At 70.5% G+C, this 16,835-nt stretch carries 12 protein-coding genes; 3 read left to right on the top strand and 9 right to left on the bottom strand.

The window, feature by feature from the left end:
- Positions 1–2 precede the first annotated feature (2 nt).
- From ftsH to dacB, 5 genes are all read right to left on the bottom strand, one after another.
- Complete coding sequence (ftsH, locus tag AB0J91_RS10170; RefSeq protein WP_363866234.1) at positions 3–2,276, bottom strand: ATP-dependent zinc metalloprotease FtsH; 2,274 nt, start codon at positions 2,274–2,276, stop codon at positions 3–5.
- 202 nt (positions 2,277–2,478) lie between these two features.
- On the bottom strand, positions 2,479–3,030 hold the full coding sequence (hpt, locus tag AB0J91_RS10165; RefSeq protein ID WP_132684056.1) for a hypoxanthine phosphoribosyltransferase: 552 nt from the start codon (positions 3,028–3,030) through the stop codon (positions 2,479–2,481).
- A 76-nt stretch (positions 3,031–3,106) separates the two neighbouring features.
- A complete protein-coding gene (gene tilS / locus AB0J91_RS10160) occupies positions 3,107–4,093 on the bottom strand; it encodes a tRNA lysidine(34) synthetase TilS (protein ID WP_363866231.1) in 987 nt (328 codons plus the stop codon).
- Positions 4,094–4,137: 44 nt separating this feature from the next.
- Positions 4,138–5,244 carry a zinc-dependent metalloprotease gene (locus AB0J91_RS10155; RefSeq protein WP_363866228.1) on the bottom strand — a complete coding sequence of 369 codons (1,107 nt, stop codon included), beginning with the start codon at positions 5,242–5,244 and terminating at the stop codon, positions 4,138–4,140.
- A gap of 107 nt (positions 5,245–5,351) precedes the next feature.
- Positions 5,352–8,321: a D-alanyl-D-alanine carboxypeptidase/D-alanyl-D-alanine-endopeptidase gene (gene dacB, locus AB0J91_RS10150; protein WP_363866225.1), complete on the bottom strand. Its 2,970-nt coding sequence runs from the start codon at positions 8,319–8,321 to the stop codon at positions 5,352–5,354.
- Between the two features lie 147 nt (positions 8,322–8,468).
- On the opposite strand from dacB, the gene AB0J91_RS10145 reads away from it, so the two are divergent.
- Positions 8,469–8,957 carry an inorganic diphosphatase gene (locus AB0J91_RS10145; protein ID WP_363793487.1) on the top strand — a complete coding sequence of 163 codons (489 nt, stop codon included), beginning with the start codon at positions 8,469–8,471 and terminating at the stop codon, positions 8,955–8,957.
- A 137-nt stretch (positions 8,958–9,094) separates the two neighbouring features.
- Here the strand turns inward: AB0J91_RS10145 and AB0J91_RS10140 are convergent, their stop codons facing one another.
- Positions 9,095–9,490, bottom strand: coding sequence for a hypothetical protein (locus tag AB0J91_RS10140; RefSeq protein ID WP_363866222.1), 396 nt, complete (start codon positions 9,488–9,490; stop codon positions 9,095–9,097).
- Positions 9,491–9,505: 15 nt separating this feature from the next.
- On the opposite strand from AB0J91_RS10140, the gene AB0J91_RS10135 reads away from it, so the two are divergent.
- Complete coding sequence (locus AB0J91_RS10135) at positions 9,506–12,040, top strand: PEP/pyruvate-binding domain-containing protein (protein ID WP_363866219.1); 2,535 nt, start codon at positions 9,506–9,508, stop codon at positions 12,038–12,040.
- A 193-nt stretch (positions 12,041–12,233) separates the two neighbouring features.
- Here the strand turns inward: AB0J91_RS10135 and AB0J91_RS10130 are convergent, their stop codons facing one another.
- From AB0J91_RS10130 to AB0J91_RS10120, 3 genes are all read right to left on the bottom strand, one after another.
- A complete protein-coding gene (locus AB0J91_RS10130) occupies positions 12,234–13,256 on the bottom strand; it encodes a hypothetical protein (RefSeq protein WP_363866216.1) in 1,023 nt (340 codons plus the stop codon).
- Between the two features lie 164 nt (positions 13,257–13,420).
- Positions 13,421–14,233, bottom strand: coding sequence for an SLATT domain-containing protein (locus tag AB0J91_RS10125; protein WP_363866212.1), 813 nt, complete (start codon positions 14,231–14,233; stop codon positions 13,421–13,423).
- Positions 14,234–14,563: 330 nt separating this feature from the next.
- Positions 14,564–15,385 (bottom strand): M23 family metallopeptidase, encoded by an 822-nt coding sequence (locus tag AB0J91_RS10120; protein ID WP_363866209.1) that lies wholly within the window; start codon positions 15,383–15,385, stop codon positions 14,564–14,566.
- 229 nt (positions 15,386–15,614) lie between these two features.
- Here AB0J91_RS10120 and AB0J91_RS10115 point away from each other — a divergent pair, with 229 nt between their 5' ends.
- Entirely contained in the window at positions 15,615–16,769 is a 1,155-nt protein-coding gene (locus AB0J91_RS10115; protein ID WP_363866206.1) for a PLP-dependent transferase, read from the top strand.
- Positions 16,770–16,835 lie beyond the last annotated feature (66 nt).

Genomic DNA, 16,835 nt, shown 5'->3' with positions numbered 1-16,835 from the left:
TATCAGCGGCCGTTGTTGCCGCTGCCGTTATCCCTGCCCGAGTCCTGGCCCTCGGGCCGCTCGGACTGCGATTCACCCTGCTCGGACGACTGCTGACCGCGCTCCCAAGAAGGCGTCCAGTTGTAGTTCGAACCGGACGGGTTGGTCGCCGGGGTCCATCCAGGAGGTGCACCGTAGTTGGGCGGGACCGCGGAGGGAACCTGCTGGCCCGACTGCGGCTGCTGGATCTGCACCGTCCCCTGGTTGGCGCCCGCGCCCGCCGGGGTCTGCTCCTGAGCCGGAGCAGCGGTCCCGTTCTGGACGTTCTGCGATGGCGCCGGGGTCGGCTCCTCCACGACCGGGGGCCACGGCTCGCCGCGCTCCTTGGCCAGCTCACCCGGGGTCTTGACCGGCGGCTTCTCCGACGGGGTGCGCCCGCCGAAGTCGTTGAACGCGGTGATCCGCGGCCGCTTCTCGACCCGCGAGAAGACCCGCTCCAGGTCCTTGCGGTTGAGCGTCTCCTTCTCGATGAGCTCCAGCACGAGGTCGTCGAGCACGTCGCGGTAGGTGTTGAGCACCTCCCACGCCTCGGTGTGCGCGGCCTCGATCAGCCGGCGCACCTCCTCGTCGATCTCGTGCGCGACCTCCAGCGAGTAGTTCGGCTGCTGGCCGGCGGTGCGACCCAGGAACGGGTCGCCCTCCTCCTTGCCGTACTTGACCGCGCCCAGCCGGGCGGTCATGCCGTACTCGGTGACCATCGCGCGGGCGATCTTGGTCGCCTGCTCGATGTCGCTGGAGGCCCCGGTGGTCGGCTCGTGGAACACGAGCTCCTCCGCGGAGCGGCCACCGAGCGCGAACACCAGGCGACCGATCATCTCCGAGCGGGTCATCATGTCCTTGTCGTCCTCGGGGACGACGAGCGCGTGACCGCCGGTGCGGCCGCGCGGCAGGATCGTGAGCTTGTAGACCGGCTCCAGGTCGGGCATCGCCCACGCGGCGAGGGCGTGTCCGCCCTCGTGGTAGGCGGTGATCTTCTTGTCCCGCTCCGAGATGATCTTGCTCTTGCGGCGCGGGCCACCGACGACGCGGTCCACCGCCTCTTCCAGCGCGGCAGCGTTGATCAGCTGGCCGTTCTCGCGGGCGGTGAGCAGCGCGGCCTCGTTGACCACGTTCTCCAGGTCGGCACCGGAGAAGCCGACCGTGCGCTTGGCGAGTCCGTCCATGTCGACGTCCTGGGCCAGCGGCTTGCCCTTGGAGTGCACTCCCAGGATCGCCTTGCGGCCCCGCATGTCCGGCGCCGAGACCGGGATCTGCCGGTCGAAGCGACCGGGACGCAGCAGCGCCGGGTCCAGGATGTCCGGGCGGTTGGTGGCGGCGATCAGGATGATGCCGCCGCGCGAGTCGAAGCCGTCCATCTCGACGAGCAGCTGGTTCAGCGTCTGCTCGCGCTCGTCGTGACCACCGCCGAGGCCGGCGCCGCGCTGGCGGCCGACCGCGTCGATCTCGTCGACGAAGATGATGCACGGCGCGTTCTGCTTGGCCTGCTCGAACAGGTCGCGGACGCGGGAGGCACCGACACCGACGAACATCTCGACGAAGTCCGACCCGGAGATCGAGTAGAACGGCACCCCGGCCTCACCTGCGACCGCGCGGGCCAGCAGCGTCTTACCGGTACCGGGCGGGCCGTAGAGCAGCACGCCCTTGGGGATCTTCGCGCCCAGGGCCTGGTAGCGGCCCGGGTTCTGCAGGAAGTCCTTGATCTCGTGCAGTTCTTCGACGGCCTCATCGGCGCCGGCGACGTCGCCGAACAGCGTCTTGGGCATGTCCTTGGTGAGCTGCTTGGCCTTGGACTTGCCGAAGTTCAGGACGCGGTTCCCGCCGCCCTGCACGTTGTTCATCATCCACATCAGCAGCAGCACGAGCAGGCCGATGGGGACGAGGTAGAAGAGCATCTGCACCCAGAACGAGTCCTGGGTGACCTTGGTGTTCCAGGTGGGCACCTGGGAGTTGCGAATCTCGCCGACCACCTGCTCGGTGGCGCCGGCTGGGTAGTTCGCGATCAGCTGGTTGCTGCCCTGGAAGTTCTGGCCGTCGTTGAGGGTCAGCCGGACCCGCTGCTCCTTGTCCTCGATGGTCGCTTCTTTGACCTTGCCCTGGGCGATCTGTTCCAGGGCCTGCGAGGTGGAGACTTCGCGGTAGGCACGAGTCTCGTCGAAGAGCACGCTGAACGCGTAGATCAACAGAAACGCTGTCAGGATCCACAGCAGCGGGTTGCGGAGCAGGCGCTTTCGGTCCATTCACTTGCGGCCGACGGGCGGCCTCGACCCTCCCTGACTGTTACTTCGGGTGACGGCACCCGATGCGGACACCCCGCCGTCAACCCCTTCAGACCAGCGTACCGGCCGATGCGCGGGCACGACCATGCCGCGCCCAGCACAGGGCGCCCAGCCTACTAGGATCGCCCCGCCCCGAGCGGGCGGGACGATCGAAATCTCCGCATCACACGCCTGAGGTGTAGACCTTGGGGTCGAGCGTGCCGATATAAGGCAAATCACGATAGCGCTCTGCGTAGTCGAGACCGTAGCCCACGACGAACTCGTTCGGGATGTCGAAGCCGACGTAGCGCACGGGCACGTCCACCTGGACGGCGTCGGGCTTGCGCAGCAGCGTGCAGACCTCCAGCGACGCGGGGTTGCGCGACCGCAGGTTCTTGAGCAGCCAGGACAGCGTCAGGCCGGAGTCGATGATGTCCTCGACGATCAGCACGTGCTTGCCCGCGATGTCGCGGTCGAGGTCCTTGAGAATGCGCACCACACCCGACGAGGACGTCGACGAGCCGTACGAGCTGACCGCCATGAACTCCAGCTGCGCGGGCTGCGGCAGCGCGCGGGCGAAGTCGGTCATGAACATCACCGCGCCCTTGAGCACGCCGACCAGCAGCAGATCACCGCCCTGCTGGTAGTCCTCGTCGACCTGCTTGGTCAGCTCCGCGACCTTGTCCTTGATCTGCTGCTCGGTGATGAGCACAGAAGCGATATCGCCGTCGTACACGGCTCGGCTTCCCCTCTTGTCGGATCAACAATTCCCCAAGCCGGAGACCCGCCCCGACGATCGTGCCGGTGCACCCTCAGCCATTCGGCGGCTTGCGGTCCGCCGTCTCCACCCGCAGCCTGCCATGCGCCCGGCGCAGCACAAAGTCACCCGGCAGCGCAGGACCGCCCTGACCCCGCCACTCGGCGATGAGCGCGTCGGCCGAGCGCAGGTGCGCATCAGTCATTTCGGGCACCCCCTCGGATCGGAGCCAGTCCCGCAGCACGCGCCGCCGGACCGCCGCCGGGGCGAGCCTCAACCGCTCGCAATCCAGGCCGTGATCGGCGCCGACGCGGGAGAGTTCGGCCGCGGCGACGGCCTCCAGGGCATCGGAGTCCTCGCGCAGCTGGCGGGCGGTGCGGGCCAGCGCCTCCGCGACCCCGCCCTGCAACGCGTCTTCCAGCAGCGGAAGAACCTCTGTGCGCAACCGCACACGGGCGAAGCGGGGGTCGGCGTTGTGCGGGTCCTGCCAGGGTTCGAGGCCCTGAGCCCGGCAGGCGGCCTCGGTGCTGGTCCGGCGGACGTTCAGGAACGGTCGGGCCCACGGCGGGTCCAGCGGGCGCATCCCGGCGATCGAGCGCGGTCCGGAGCCGCGGCCGAGCCCCAGCAGCACCGTTTCCGCCTGGTCGTCGAGGGTGTGGCCGAGCAGCACCAGCGAGCCGCTCGGGCGCTCGGCCCGCAGCGCCGCGTAGCGCGCCTTGCGCGCCGCCGCCTCCAGACCGCCCATGCCGTCCACTTCGACCTCCACGACCTGCGCGGGAAGGCCGAGCCCGGCCAGCTGCTCCACGGCCCGCTCGGCGACGACGTCGGAGCCCATTTGCAAGCCGTGATCCACCACGATCGCCTGGGCGCTCGCCCCGGTCCGGCGCGACACGTGCGCCACCGCGGCGGCCAGGGCCAGCGAATCCGCTCCACCGGAGCAGGCCACCACCAGCGGCGCGCCCTTGAACGGAGCCGCCTCCGCGGATTCCAGCAGCCGCCGCACGGCGGTCCGGGTCTCGCTCACAACGGGCTCAGGCGGCATCCTCCGATTCTCCCCACCCGGCCCGGATCCGCGCGGGAGGCCCGTCAGCCGTGGACGCGGCGGATCCAGCTGTCCGGTGCGGTGATCTCCGCCCTGGTCGGGAGGTTGTCCGGGTGCGCCCAGACGGCGTTGAAGCCGGTCATGCCGATCCGGCCCACGACGTGGTCGGTGAAGGCCGCGCCCTGGGCGTACTGGCGGATCTTGGCGTCGACGCCGAGCAGGCTGCGCAGGATGCGGTCGAGCAGACCACCACCGTTGCGGCGGTCGGTGAAGCGCTGGCGGATGGTGCCGACGCTGGGCACGACCTGCGGTCCGACGGCGTCCATGACGTGATCGGCGTGGCCCTCCAGCAGCGTGGAGATCGCGATGATCCGGTCCAGCGCGGCGCGCTGCTCCGGTGATTGCAGCAGTTCCAGGACGCCGAGCATCCCCGGGCTGGATTCGGAGCGGCGAGCCGTGCGGGCCTCGCGCACCACGTTCGGCAGCCTGGTCAGCAGCTCGGCGGAACCGCCCTCCATCTGCGAGAGGAGCTGTCCGAGGCTCGCCGCGAAGTGCTCGCGCAGCCACGGCACGGCGTTGAACTGCAACCGGTGCGTCGACTCGTGCAGGCACACCCACATCAGGAAGTCGTCCGCCGGCACGCCCAGCGACTGCTGCGCGGCCACGATGTTCGGCGCCACCAGCAACAACCGCCCGCGCTGGCCCTCGACTCGGGACTCGCCGTAGGGGTCGAACTGGCCGAGGACCTTGCCGCCCAGGTAGGCCAGCACCACCCCGGCCTGCACGCCCGCGCTGCGCGCGCTGATCTCGCCCAGCAGTTCGCCACCGCGCGGCGGGAGCGAATCCGCGGCCGACAGCGCTGCCCCGGTCAGCTCGGCCAGGCCGAAGGCCGCACCGCGCACCCAGGCCGGCCGGTCCACCACGTCACCTTCGGCGATCGGCAGGTCCAGGCCCAGGCCGGTCGTCTCGCGGACGTGCGTTTCGGCGTCGACGCTGAAACGCCGCAGCGAGCGGACCGCCCGCGCGGCCTCGGCTCGCGGGACCTCCGGCCCCGGCTTCATCAACCGGACGGCGGTGCCCACGGCGACGTTCCAGTCCAGCGCCCGAGGCACCTCGGCGGACGACGGCAGGGTGGCAGGTCGGGCGTTCACATCACCGACCGTACTTCCAAAATGGCCGGTGGTCACCTTGCGGAACTGGTCAGGTACCGGAACGTGCGGAGACTTCTCCCTGGACAGGCGCGCCCGCTCGGCGTGACCTAGCGGCAGCCGCAGCCCCGCAGGGCGTCCGCGAGCGCGTCGAGAGCCGGGCGGGCGACCGACGAGCCGGTGCCGTTGGACATCATCGCGAAGACCAGGAGTCGACCGTCCTGGGTGACCACGGATCCGGCCAGGCTGTTCGCCCCGTCGAGCGTGCCGGTCTTGGCGCGCACCCAGCCCTGGCCGGCACTGCCCTGGTAGCGGTCGGCGAGGCTGCCGCTGCCGCCCGCGATGGGCATGCCCGGGAGCAGGTCGCGCAGCTTCGCCGAGGACTCCGGCAGCACGCCGTCCGGCCCGGCCGGTGCGGTCGCCCTGTGCAGCAGCTGCCCGAGCAGCTGCGGGGTGATCCGGTCGTCCATGGACAGGCCGCTGCCGTCGGCCATCGAGGTTCCGCTGACGTCGAAGCCGTTGCGCTGCAACACCTCGAGGACCGCCTTCGTCCCACCGGCGAACGACGGCTCCTTGCCGGTGGCGATGGCGACCTCGCGGGTCAGCGCCTCGGCCAGGATGTTGTCGGAGTGGAGCAGGACGTTCTCGACCAGCTCGCTCACCGGCGCCGACTGGACCTGACCGAGCACCTGCGCGTTGGCCGGGGCGTTGCCCTGCGCTGCGGTCGCGCCGCCCAGCCGCTTCGCCAGTTCCTGAGCGGTCTGCAGCGCGGGAGTGGAGGTGCGCGGGCTGTAGTCCTTCGTCGGATCCGCCCGGCCGCCGTCGAGCATCACCGGCTCCATCGGCGAGTAGAACCCGGCGGCCACGTCCTGCGGCAGCCACCCGGAAGCCGCGCTCGGCCCCCGGTAGCGGCTCGTGTCGACCAGCACCGTGTTCACGTTCCCGCCGGAAGCGGCCTTGACCTGCGAGACCAGGTCGTCCAGCTTCGCCGCGCCCGGGTACACCGACTCCTGGTCGCCGGACAGCGAGGACAGCGTGGGGTCGCCGCCGCCGACGAGCACCACCGTGCCCGGCTGGTTCCCGCGCACGACCTCGGTCGTCAGGCGGGCGTCGTGGTCGAGGGTCAGCAGGGCCGCGCTCATCGCCAGCAGCTTCCCGGTCGAGGCCGGCATCAGCGGCTGACCGGGGTTCTGCTGCCACAGTACGTTGCCGGTGCGGGCGTCCATGACGACGCCACCGAGCGTGCCCAGCGCCGGGTTGGCCGCCGGAGCGGCCAGCGCGGCGCTGATCCCGGACTGCGCCGGGGTGGGTGCGTTCTGCCCCAGCGGCTTGATCTCGGGGTCGAGCCGGACCGGCGCGGGCGGGTCGGCGATCTGCGCCTTGCTCAGCGCGTCGACCAGCGACGGGCCGAAAGCGACACCGGCCCCCAGCAGCACGACCAGGGCGATCGCGATGCCGATCAGCGGGCCGCGTCCCTTGCGGGCGGTCTTCGTCCCGACCGGCTGCTCCTGCGACGAGACGTGCTGCGGAACGGCGCGCGGGGCGAACGGGTCGGTGGTGTCGTCGGGCTGGTACGGCGCCTGCGGCGTCGCGAGCCCGGCGAAGTCCTCCGGCCGCGCGTAGGACTGCTGGGCCTGCGGCGGCTGCTGGGCCTGCGGGCCGGGCGCGGGCGGCGCGATCCCGACCGTCGGCTCGGCCTGCGGGGCGGCGAGACCGGCGAAGTCCGAGGCGGAAGCCGTGCGCAGGGCATCCACGTCGATCTGGTCGATCCACTGCGTCTGCTCGGCCGAGGATTCCGGCGGAGCCGATGTCCGCAGGTCCTTGAGGTCGATGCGGCTGGTCTGCTCGGCTGCGGATTCCGGCGGCTCCTGCTTGCCACCGGGCTCGGCCAGCGCCTCGTCGAGCGCAGCCCGCGAGATCTGCTGCGTCCTCTCCGCCGGACGCTCTTCCGGCTCGACCGCCGGCTTCGCCTCGGCCTCGGGCTCCTCCGCGGGGACCACGGCGATCATCTGCGTCTGCTCAGCAGGCCACTCGGGCTCCACTTCGGACGGCGCAGGTTCCGGTGCCACCTCGGACGTCTCGTCCTCGACGGTGTCCGGGGAGGTTGCTTCCCCCTCCTCCGCCGAGTCGTCGGCCTCTGCGACCTCGTCTTCAGCGGGTTCGGGCTCGTCCTCGGGCTGGGAACCGGAGGGCTCGGTCGACGCTTCCGGTTCCGCGGCGTCCTCGGCGGGCTCGTCCTCGGGCACCGGCTCCGGTTCGGTCCGCTCCTCGGCCGTCTCGTCCTGGGACGCCTCGTCCTGGGAGTTCTCGTCCTCGGAGGTCGTGGCCTCGGAATCCTCGGCGGCCGGTTCCTCGCCCGGGTCCTCGGCACTCGCGTCTTCGCCCGAGTCCTCGGCAGTCGATTTCTCGGCGGTCCCGTCCTCGGTCGTGTCCTCGGCGGTGGTCTCCGAGGGCTGGTCCTCGGCGGTCTCGTCGGACGGCTGCTCCTGGGCAGTCGCGTCCGACGGCCGGCCCTGAGCGGACGGCTCCTCGGCGGCCTCCGCCTCGTCCGCCGGCTCGTCCTCCGGGGTCACCTCGTCGGAAGACCCTTCAGGGCCTTCCTGATCAGCGGTTTCGTCCTCGGAATCCGCTGCGGTCGCGGCTTCCTCGTCGGTTCCGGCATCCTCGGCCGCGGGCTTGGTGAGCTTCTGCGTCTCGACGACGGAGCTCTTCACGTCGGCCTTGGCGAGCTTCACGGTGCTGCCGGCGCCGTTGCCCTCGGAGTCGTCGCCGAAGAGGCTTCCCGCGACCCGGACGGTGGCGGTGGGCGCGTCGGCGGATGTGGTCTTGGTCCCAGAATCGGGCGCGCTCGAACCGGTCTTCCCCGCGTCGGGTTCGGCTGAGCCGGCTCCTGCGGCGTCGCCGACTTCGGTGCTCGCCTGGCGCTCCGCCGGGTTGCTTGCGGGCGGGGTGTTCTCCGACGTCTCAGCAGCTCGATCCGGGGACGGCGCAGCGGTGCGCGGCCGGTCATCCTCGCCCGGCGAGGCCGCTTGGACGTCGGTTTCGGACACCTCACCCCGGGTGTTCTGGGGTTCGGGCACGTGCTCCTCCTCGACTGGAGGTCAGACTGCCAGATTGCGAGCTCTCGCACTGCGGTGGGGCCAGGGCGCCGAGCGTGGTCCACACTAGACGTGGTCGCGCGCGCGAGCGTGCGGACTGCATCCGACGCAAGACGAGTGAGGAACCGCGTGGACTTCGACGTCACGATCGAGATCCCCAAGGGGAACCGGAACAAGTACGAGGTGGACCACGAGACGGGCCGTATCCGTCTCGACCGGACGTTGTTCACCGCCACGCAGTACCCGGCCGACTACGGGTTCGTCGACGACACCCTGGGTGAGGACGGCGACCCGTTGGACGCGCTGGTGCTGGTCCAGGAACCGACCTTCCCGGGTTGCCTGATCAAGTCGCGCGCCATCGGCATGTTCCGCATGCGCGACGAGAAGGGCGGCGACGACAAGGTCATCTGCGTTCCTTCGGACGACCCGCGTCAGGAGCACCTGCGGGACATCCACCACCTCTCCGAGTTCTACAGGCTGGAGATCCAGCACTTCTTCGAGGTGTACAAGGACCTGGAGCCGGGCAAGAGCGTGGAGGGCGCCACGTGGGTCGGCCGTACGGAGGCGGAGGCCGAGATCAAGAAGTCCTACGAGCGCGCCAAGGAGACCGGCCACTGACGCCACTCCTGGGCAACACCGGAAGACCCTCCTCGCGGACGCGTGGAGGGTCTTTTCGTGCCCGAAGAGTTCTCCACAGTCTGTGGACAGTTCTCCCCACCCCTGTGGACAACTGGGGACAACCTGTGGAAGACCGCTCATCGATGCCGTGTTTTCGCAGGTCGCGGCACGCTCCCCAAGGGTGAGCCGTCGATCCGCCGCAGCAACACCACGGGGTCCGCCGACGCGTGTTTTCCACAGCCCCGGACGTAGGGCCGCCGCTCCTGCGGTTGGTAGAACCAGTTCATCTCGACCTTCGCGCGCGCCACCGCACGCCGGCGCGCCAGGTACCGCCGCAGCCACCGCGCCACTCCCACGGTCGCGACTCCCGCCACGGCCACCATCAGCCACGTCATCGCACTCCTTCCTCCGGGGAAGGGATGCCCGCGCGGCGAGATCATGATGGCGTCCCGGCCGAAGATCACCCTGATGGCCCCAAATTCAACGGGTGTTGATTTCATGGGCGTGGCGGAGTTATCTTCGAGCTGACGCACGAGGGGGTGGTCGCCGTGCCGGTGCTGCGACTCGACGAGGTCCGCGCGGGAACGGGCGAGGTGGTCGGCGGCAAGGCCGCCAACCTCGGCGAACTGATCGGGGCGGGGTTCCGGGTGCCGCCGGGATTCGTGATCACCACCGCCGCCTACGAGGAGGTCTGCCGCGTCGCGGACCTGCTCGACGGGCTGCCGGGATCAGCGGCCGAGATCCGCGACCGGATCACCGCCACCGCTCTCCCGCCGGGACTGACCACCGCGATCACCGACGCCTACGCCGAGCTCGGCGCGGGCCCGGTCGCGGTGCGCTCCTCGGCGACCGCCGAGGACCTGCCCGACGCGAGCTTCGCGGGCCAGCAGGACACCTACCTCAACGTCGTCGGCGCCGAAGCGCTGCTGGACGCGGTCCGCCGCTGCTGGGCCTCGCTGTGGACCGACCGCGCTGTCTCCTACCGCGAGGCGAACGGGATCGACCACTCCTCGGTGCGGCTCGCGGTCGTCGTGCAGGAGATGGTCGACGCGAGCGCCGCCGGGGTGCTGTTCACCGCCGACCCCGTCACCGGGAACCGGGCGTCCTGCGTGATCGACGCCAACACCGGGCTCGGCGAATCGGTGGTCTCCGGCGCGGTCACCCCGGACCACTTCGTGGTGTCCGGCGACCGGGTGACCAAGCGGCTCGGCGACAAACCCACCAGCGTCCGCTCGGTCGCGAGCGGCGGGGTGGAGACCGTCGCCCAGGATTCCGGGACCGCGTCGATCAGCGACGAGCAGGCCCGCGAACTCGCCGAGCTCGGCCAGGACGTGGCGCGGCACTACGGCACGCCGCAGGACCTGGAGTGGGCGATCGGCGCCGACGGCGTGTGGCTGACCCAGTCGCGGCCGATCACCACGCTGTTCCCGCTGCCCGCCGAGACCGAGGACGGGCTGCGGATGTACCTGTCGGTCAACGTCGCGCAGGGCGTCTACCGGCCGCTGACGCCGATGGGCGTGGCGACGCTGGGCCTGCTGGCCACCGGTGTGCTGCGCGAACTCGGCCTGTCCGCACCGGCTGCGCGGCCGGCGCCGTTCCGCCCCGTCGACGGGTGGCTGCTCCTGGACATCACCGGCACCACCGGGAACCGGGTCGGCCGCGCGCTGCTGCCCCGGTTGATGGCGGCCGCGGAGGCGCGCACCGGTCGCGTCTACGAGTCCCTGCTGAACGATCCCCGGCTGCCGCGCAAGCCCGGCGCGACCGCGCGAACGCTGCGCGCGTTCGGCCTCCTGCTCGCGCGCAACCGGATTCCGCTGCTGTTCGCCGGGGTCCTGCGCGATCCCGCACGCGCACGCGCCGAGGCGTTCCGCCGGGTCGACGAGCTCCGCGCCGAACTCTTCTCGCCCGAACCGAGGACCGCGCGAGAACGACTGGACACGGCCAGGCACGCGCTGCTGCGGAGCACCGCCCCGCGCATGGCGTGGGTGGCTCCCCGGATGATGCCGATCCTGCTGCTCAGCCGGCTGCTGCCGAGGCTGGTCCGCGCGACCGAGGCGGAGATCCACGAGGTCCTGTCGGGTATCCCGCACAACGTGACCACCGAGATGGACCTGGAGCTGTGGGCCATCGCGCAGCACATCGGACCCGACGTCGCCGACCTACCCGACCGCTACAGGGATCGAGCCCTCCCCGCCGACGTCCTCCGCGCGCTCGACGACTTCCTGGCCACGCACGGACATCGCACGGCGGGTGAGATCGACGCGGGACTGCCGCGCTGGTCGGAGGAACCCGGCCAGGTGCTGGCGCTGGTCGAGAACTACGCGCGCACCGGCGAAGCCGGGCACGACGCAGCGGAGCGCTTCCGGCAGCGCGCCGAAGAGGCCGCGGTGAAGGCGAGCGAGATCGTGTCCCGGCTGCACAACCGCGTGCACGCCGGGCTCGCGAACTTCCTGCTCGACCGGGTTCGGCAGCTGGCGGGGATGCGCGAACTGCCGAAGTACTGCGCCGTCCTCGGAATCGCCGCCGCGCGGAGACACCTTCGGAACATCGGCGACGAACTCGCTTCGGCCGACCGGATCTCAGATCCGTCGGACGTGTTCTTCCTGGATTACGAGGAACTCTCGGAGCTGATCGATGGCGTCGACCACCGCGCGCTGATCGCCGCCCGGCGGGCGACCCACGAGCGCGAGCTGCGCCGCAAGCACCTGCCCAGGTTGCTGCTCTCCGACGGCACCGAGCCCGAAACCCTGCTGGCCACGGCGGAAAGCGGGAACGCGCTGCGCGGAACGTCCGCCTCGGCGGGCACCGTGACCGGAATCGCCAGGGTCGTCCGCGACCCCGCGAACGCCCGGCTCACCCCGGGCGACGTCCTCGTCGCCCCGTCCACCGACCCGGGCTGGACCCCGCTGTTCCTGACCGCCTCCGGGCTGGTGATGGAGATGGGCGGACCCAACTCCCACGGCGCCACCGTCGCCCGCGAGTACGGAATCCCAGCGGTGGTCGGGGTTCCCGACGCCACCGCGCGCATCACCGACGGCCAGACCATCACCGTCAACGGCTCGGCGGGCGTCGTGGAGCTGTGAAACCGTCGCCGAGCGGGCACGAGCGCGAAAAGGGCGGCGCGCGCCGGGAAGCGCGCACCGCCCTTTAGGTCACGCCCTCGCCGGGAGGGGTGTGGCGAGGCGTGAAACTCGTTGCTTCGGGGGCCGTTCGCCCGGTTCGACCGGCGGGTAGGAGGCGCGCCGGCGCGTCGACGGGCGGGCAGGATCGGGGATGTCAGTTGCCGAGCTGAGTGGTGGAGCCGAGCGGGCCGTGGGAGACGACGTCGTTGACCTTGTCCAGCGGAGCACCGGTCTCGCCGGTCAGACCCTGGACATCGCTGACGACGGGAAGGCCACCGGCCAGACCGCCGACCGGGTCGCTCTTGCCCGTCATGCCCTGAACGTCGCTGACGACGGGAAGGCCACCGGCCAAGCCGCCGACCGGGTCGCTCTTACCGGTCATGCCCTGAACGTCGCTGACGACGGGAAGGCCACCGGCCAGGCCGCTGACCGGGTCGGTCTTGCCCGTCGGCAGCGGAGCGCCACCGAGCTCGGTGTTGCCCTGCGCCACGTTGCTGACCGTGTCACCGACGACGTTGGTGGGGAGCTGGCCGGGCTTGGTCTGCGGGGACTGGGTGACCTGCTGCAGCGTGCCGGTCAGGGTGGTGGGCAGGGCACCGGTCGCACCGCTCTTGCCGACGGGCAGCGCGTCGGCGACCGGCAGGCCGCCAACGACCTGGCTCACCGGGCCGAGGGCGTCGAGACCGGGCAGTCCGCTCTTGCCGACGGGCAGCGCGTCGGCGACCGGCAGGCCACCGACGACGTCGCTCACCGGGCCGAGGGCGTCGAGACCGGGCAGTCCGCTCTTGCCCGCGGGCAGCGTGGAACCGACCGGAAGCGGGGCCTCGTCGAGCGCGGAGGCCGGGTTGAGGTTGTGGGTGTGGCCGGTGCTGGCGTTCTGCACCGTGTCGACGACCGGCTTGAGCAGGCCCGCGGCGGGGGTACCGCCGACGACCTGGCTGACCGGGTCGCCGGAGCGGCCGGTGAGGTGCTCTTCGAGCGGAACCACGTCACCGACGGTCTTCTGCGCCGAGGCGAGGGTTCCGGCGGCGTGGAACGCGGTGTTCGCCGCGCCGTTGTCGGTGGGCAGCGATGCCGGCAGCTGCGGGGTCTCGGCAGCTGTGGCCGTGGCTGCGAAGCCGACGGCGCCGGCGCCACCGACCAGTACGGCGGCCGCCGCGGTAAAGGTGCGCTTCATCGCAATGCTCCTCTCTGCACAGGCCGAGTCCTGTGCGCCCGGCGGAGATTACGGAAGAACCACCTGACACTATTCAGCGATCACGCCAGGAGGAAATATCAACAACCGGTGATCGCCTTGCGCGGCATTCTTTTCACGATCGAGGGATGGCCCACCGATCTTGATTACTGCATGAGCCCGTCGTTGACTCCCGACGGCAACCGCCGAGCCCGTTCGGCGCGCAAAGCCTCGACGGCTTCGGCGAATTCGGCGTACGCCTCGCGCTCGGAACCGAATCGGCGGTAGCGCCCCACTCGCAGTTCCACGGACTCGTACTCGCGCTCCAGCGCGTCGGCCGTCTCCTGCCAGGAGGCGGCGCGGTCGCGGTGCTTGGTGTAGCCCGCGTACGCCGCGGAGACCGCCACCAGCAGGCTCAGCCCGATGGCGAACCAGCGGATCTCCGGAACCGCGGCTGCGATCGCCGTCGCCGTGGCGGCGACGATCGATCCGCCGATGACGACGGCCTGCAGCGCGCTGTCCTTCCAGCGGTCGCTGCGCGCCTCGTGCCGGTAGCGCTCGATCAGCTCCGGCAGCTGCGCCCGGTAGCGCCGGTGCGCGTCGAGCAGGTCGCCGGTCCCCAGTTCGTCCAACAGCATGTCGCGGTGCGCGCCTTCGAGCGCGCGCAGGTCGGTGTCCACCGCGCGAACCTTAAAGTGCTGCCGGTAGACGTAGACCGCCGCCACGCCCGCGGACGCGGTGGCGATCACGAACGTCACCGCGGCGGGCACCACCGAGGTCGATAACGCCAGCAGCGTTGCCCCCACCGCGGCGAGCAGCAGGTTTCCCGGGACGGCCCACACGAGCAGCAACCGCTGCACGATGCGCTCCCGGTAGAGCTCCTCGGAGCGCTGGGCGATTCGACGCTCCCAGTCCCCCTGCCGGCGGTCCTCGGCGAGCACCCCACCGCCGACGATCCCGGCCGTATCCACTCGCTCCATCACATGTCCTTCCAGCGCGTTAGTGCGATCGAAGTAGCTCCCGGAGTTCCACGACAATCGGCCAGGAGGGTGACTCTCGACTGGTTCTTTGGGTCCATCATCGATTGCGCCGAGTGATCACCGCTGGCCTCGAACGCCGCGAACCTCGCAATACCCGGCAGTGATAACAGTGAGTGGCGCGATGCCGGAGAGTGCTGGGCGGTTCCGGGTCAGGACACTGTGGCAGCGCCGCCGGATCACCGTTCAACCGGGTGGCAGAACGGTGATCCGGCGGCGCGCCGATGCGCTGGAGCTACTTCACCAGGGTTAACGCGCTGGACGCTCGCGTTCCTATTCCGCGGGCCAATGGGTCAGCAACCGCGGCTCCCCGTAGAACGAGACAGGGTCGACCGCTTGCCCTTTGATCTCGATCTGGAAGTGCAGGTGCGGTCCGGTGGATTGACCGCGGTTGCCCATCGCGGCGATGAGATCACCGGATTGAACCTTTCGGCCCACCGGCACGTAGGCCGAATCGATGTGGCCGTAGGTGGAAACGGTGTCGTTGGGATGCGCGATCCGGATCCACAGCCCGTAGCCGCTGGCAGGGCCGGAATCGATGACCGTGCCCGCGGAGGCGGCCCTGATGGGCGTGCCGACGTTGTTGGCGATGTCGACGCCCTTGTGCATCTCGCCCCACCGCATCTCGAACCCGCTGCTGATCACGCCGCGCGTCGGGGCGAGCCAGGGGTCGGGCCGGGGAGCTGGTGGTCCGGATTCGATCGGGGGGACGGCCGCGGTGTGCGCGACCTCGCGCACGGCCGGGATATTCCGCTCGGGGTGGGCATCCTGCACAGCGACCGTCGCTGCGGTTATTCCACCGGCGCAGAGTCCGGCGGTGATCAGGAAACCAAGAACATCATTGAGTACGGGTCTTCTTCGCAATGCCATTGTGTTTTCACTCCTGGCGCCATCGGCGCCCTGCGCCTCCGGCTCGGTGAATCCTGTTGGCATACGCCGGACGAATTCATCCGGCGTCGGGGCAGCCCGGAAAAGATTGGAGCGGAGCGAGGCATTCAGCGCATTCCCGAATAACCGTTCTCCGGCGCCCGACTTGTGTTCATCGACAATGAGTGGACCGGTCCGCGCATCCACCACAAGAATCGATTCGAGCACCCAGGGTCCACTGTGGTCGCGATTACCGGTGAACGGTGCGACACCCGCCCCGCTCGGTTCGGGGAGGGGCCACGCAGGGTGCACGGCGGTGAAGGAATTTCCGGTTCAGCGCCCGGAACGCCTTACCACCCAACCGAGAGTCACCCGATCAGGTCAAACCCGGTGGGCTTTCCGGCGCGTCGACGCGTTCCTAGGCTGACGAGCAGGTCGCGCACGGGAGGGGTCGAGCATGGACGAGGACCGCATCGAGACGCTGGCGGTGCACGGCGGAGAACGCCGGCCAGGCCCCGAAGGATCGGTGGTGTACCCGATCTACCAGGGCACGGTGTACTCGGTGCCGAGCGGAACCGACTACCACGACCTGCGCTACATCCGGTTGAACTCGACCCCGTCGCAGTCCTACCTGCACGACAAGCTCGCCGCCCTGGAGGGCGCCGAAGCGGGGCTGGCCACCGCGTCCGGGATGGCCGCGATCTCCACCGCGCTGCACAGCGTCCTGCGCAGCGGCGACCACCTGCTCGTCGGCGACTGCCTCTACGGCGGCACGCACGACTTCCTCACCCACCACGCAGCCGACTTCGGCTGGAGCTACACCTTCATCGACCCGCACCGCCCCGACACCTGGGAGGCCGCGCGCGCCCCGCGGACCAAGGCGGTGCTGGTCGAGAGCATCACGAACCCGCTGGTCCGGGTCGGCAGGCTGCCCGAGATCGCGGCGTTCGCGCGGGCGAACGGGCTGATCAGCCTGATCGACAACACCTTCGCCACACCGGTGAACTTCCGCCCGCTGACCGTCGGTTTCGACCTGGTGCTGCACAGCGCGACGAAGTACCTCAACGGGCACTCCGACATCGTTGCCGGCGCGATCGTCGGAGGCACCGAGCACGTCGAGCGCGCCCGCACCACCGCCAACCACTTCGGCGGCAGCCTCGACCCGCACGCGGGGTTCCTGCTGGCGCGGGGTTTGAAGACGCTGGCGCTGCGCGTGCGCGCGCAGAACGAGAACGCGCTGCGGCTGGCCGAGTTCCTCGCAGCGCGGCCCGAGATCGAGCAGGTCAACCACCCAGGTCTGGACTCCCACCCCGACCACGCCCGCGCCTCGGAGCTGTTCGACGGCTTCGGCGGAATGCTCAGCATCCGCCCGGCGGGCGGGGTCGCGGCGGCGCAGAAGCTCATCGACGCCCTTCGGCTGCCGTTCGACGCGCCCAGCCTCGGCGGGGTGGAGTCGCTGATCACGCGACCGGCCGCCACCTCCCACGCGGGCATGAGCCCGCAGGACCGCCTCGCCCTGGGAGTCACCGACGACCTGATCCGCATCAGCGTCGGCGTGGAGGCCCCCGAAGACCTCATCGACGACTTCGAGCGAGCCCTCGCAGCGTCGTGAAAGATCGCTTGATCAGCCCCGTTGGCAAGTTGTCGCAGATGGCGGCTTCGCCCGATGGCGCTGAGT

This window comes from Saccharopolyspora sp. NPDC049357 (assembly GCF_040677225.1).
Taxonomy (GTDB): Bacteria; Actinomycetota; Actinomycetes; order Mycobacteriales; family Pseudonocardiaceae; genus Saccharopolyspora.
The sequence above is the reverse complement of the archived record's forward strand: the minus strand, read 5'-3'. Positions and strand labels throughout refer to the sequence as shown.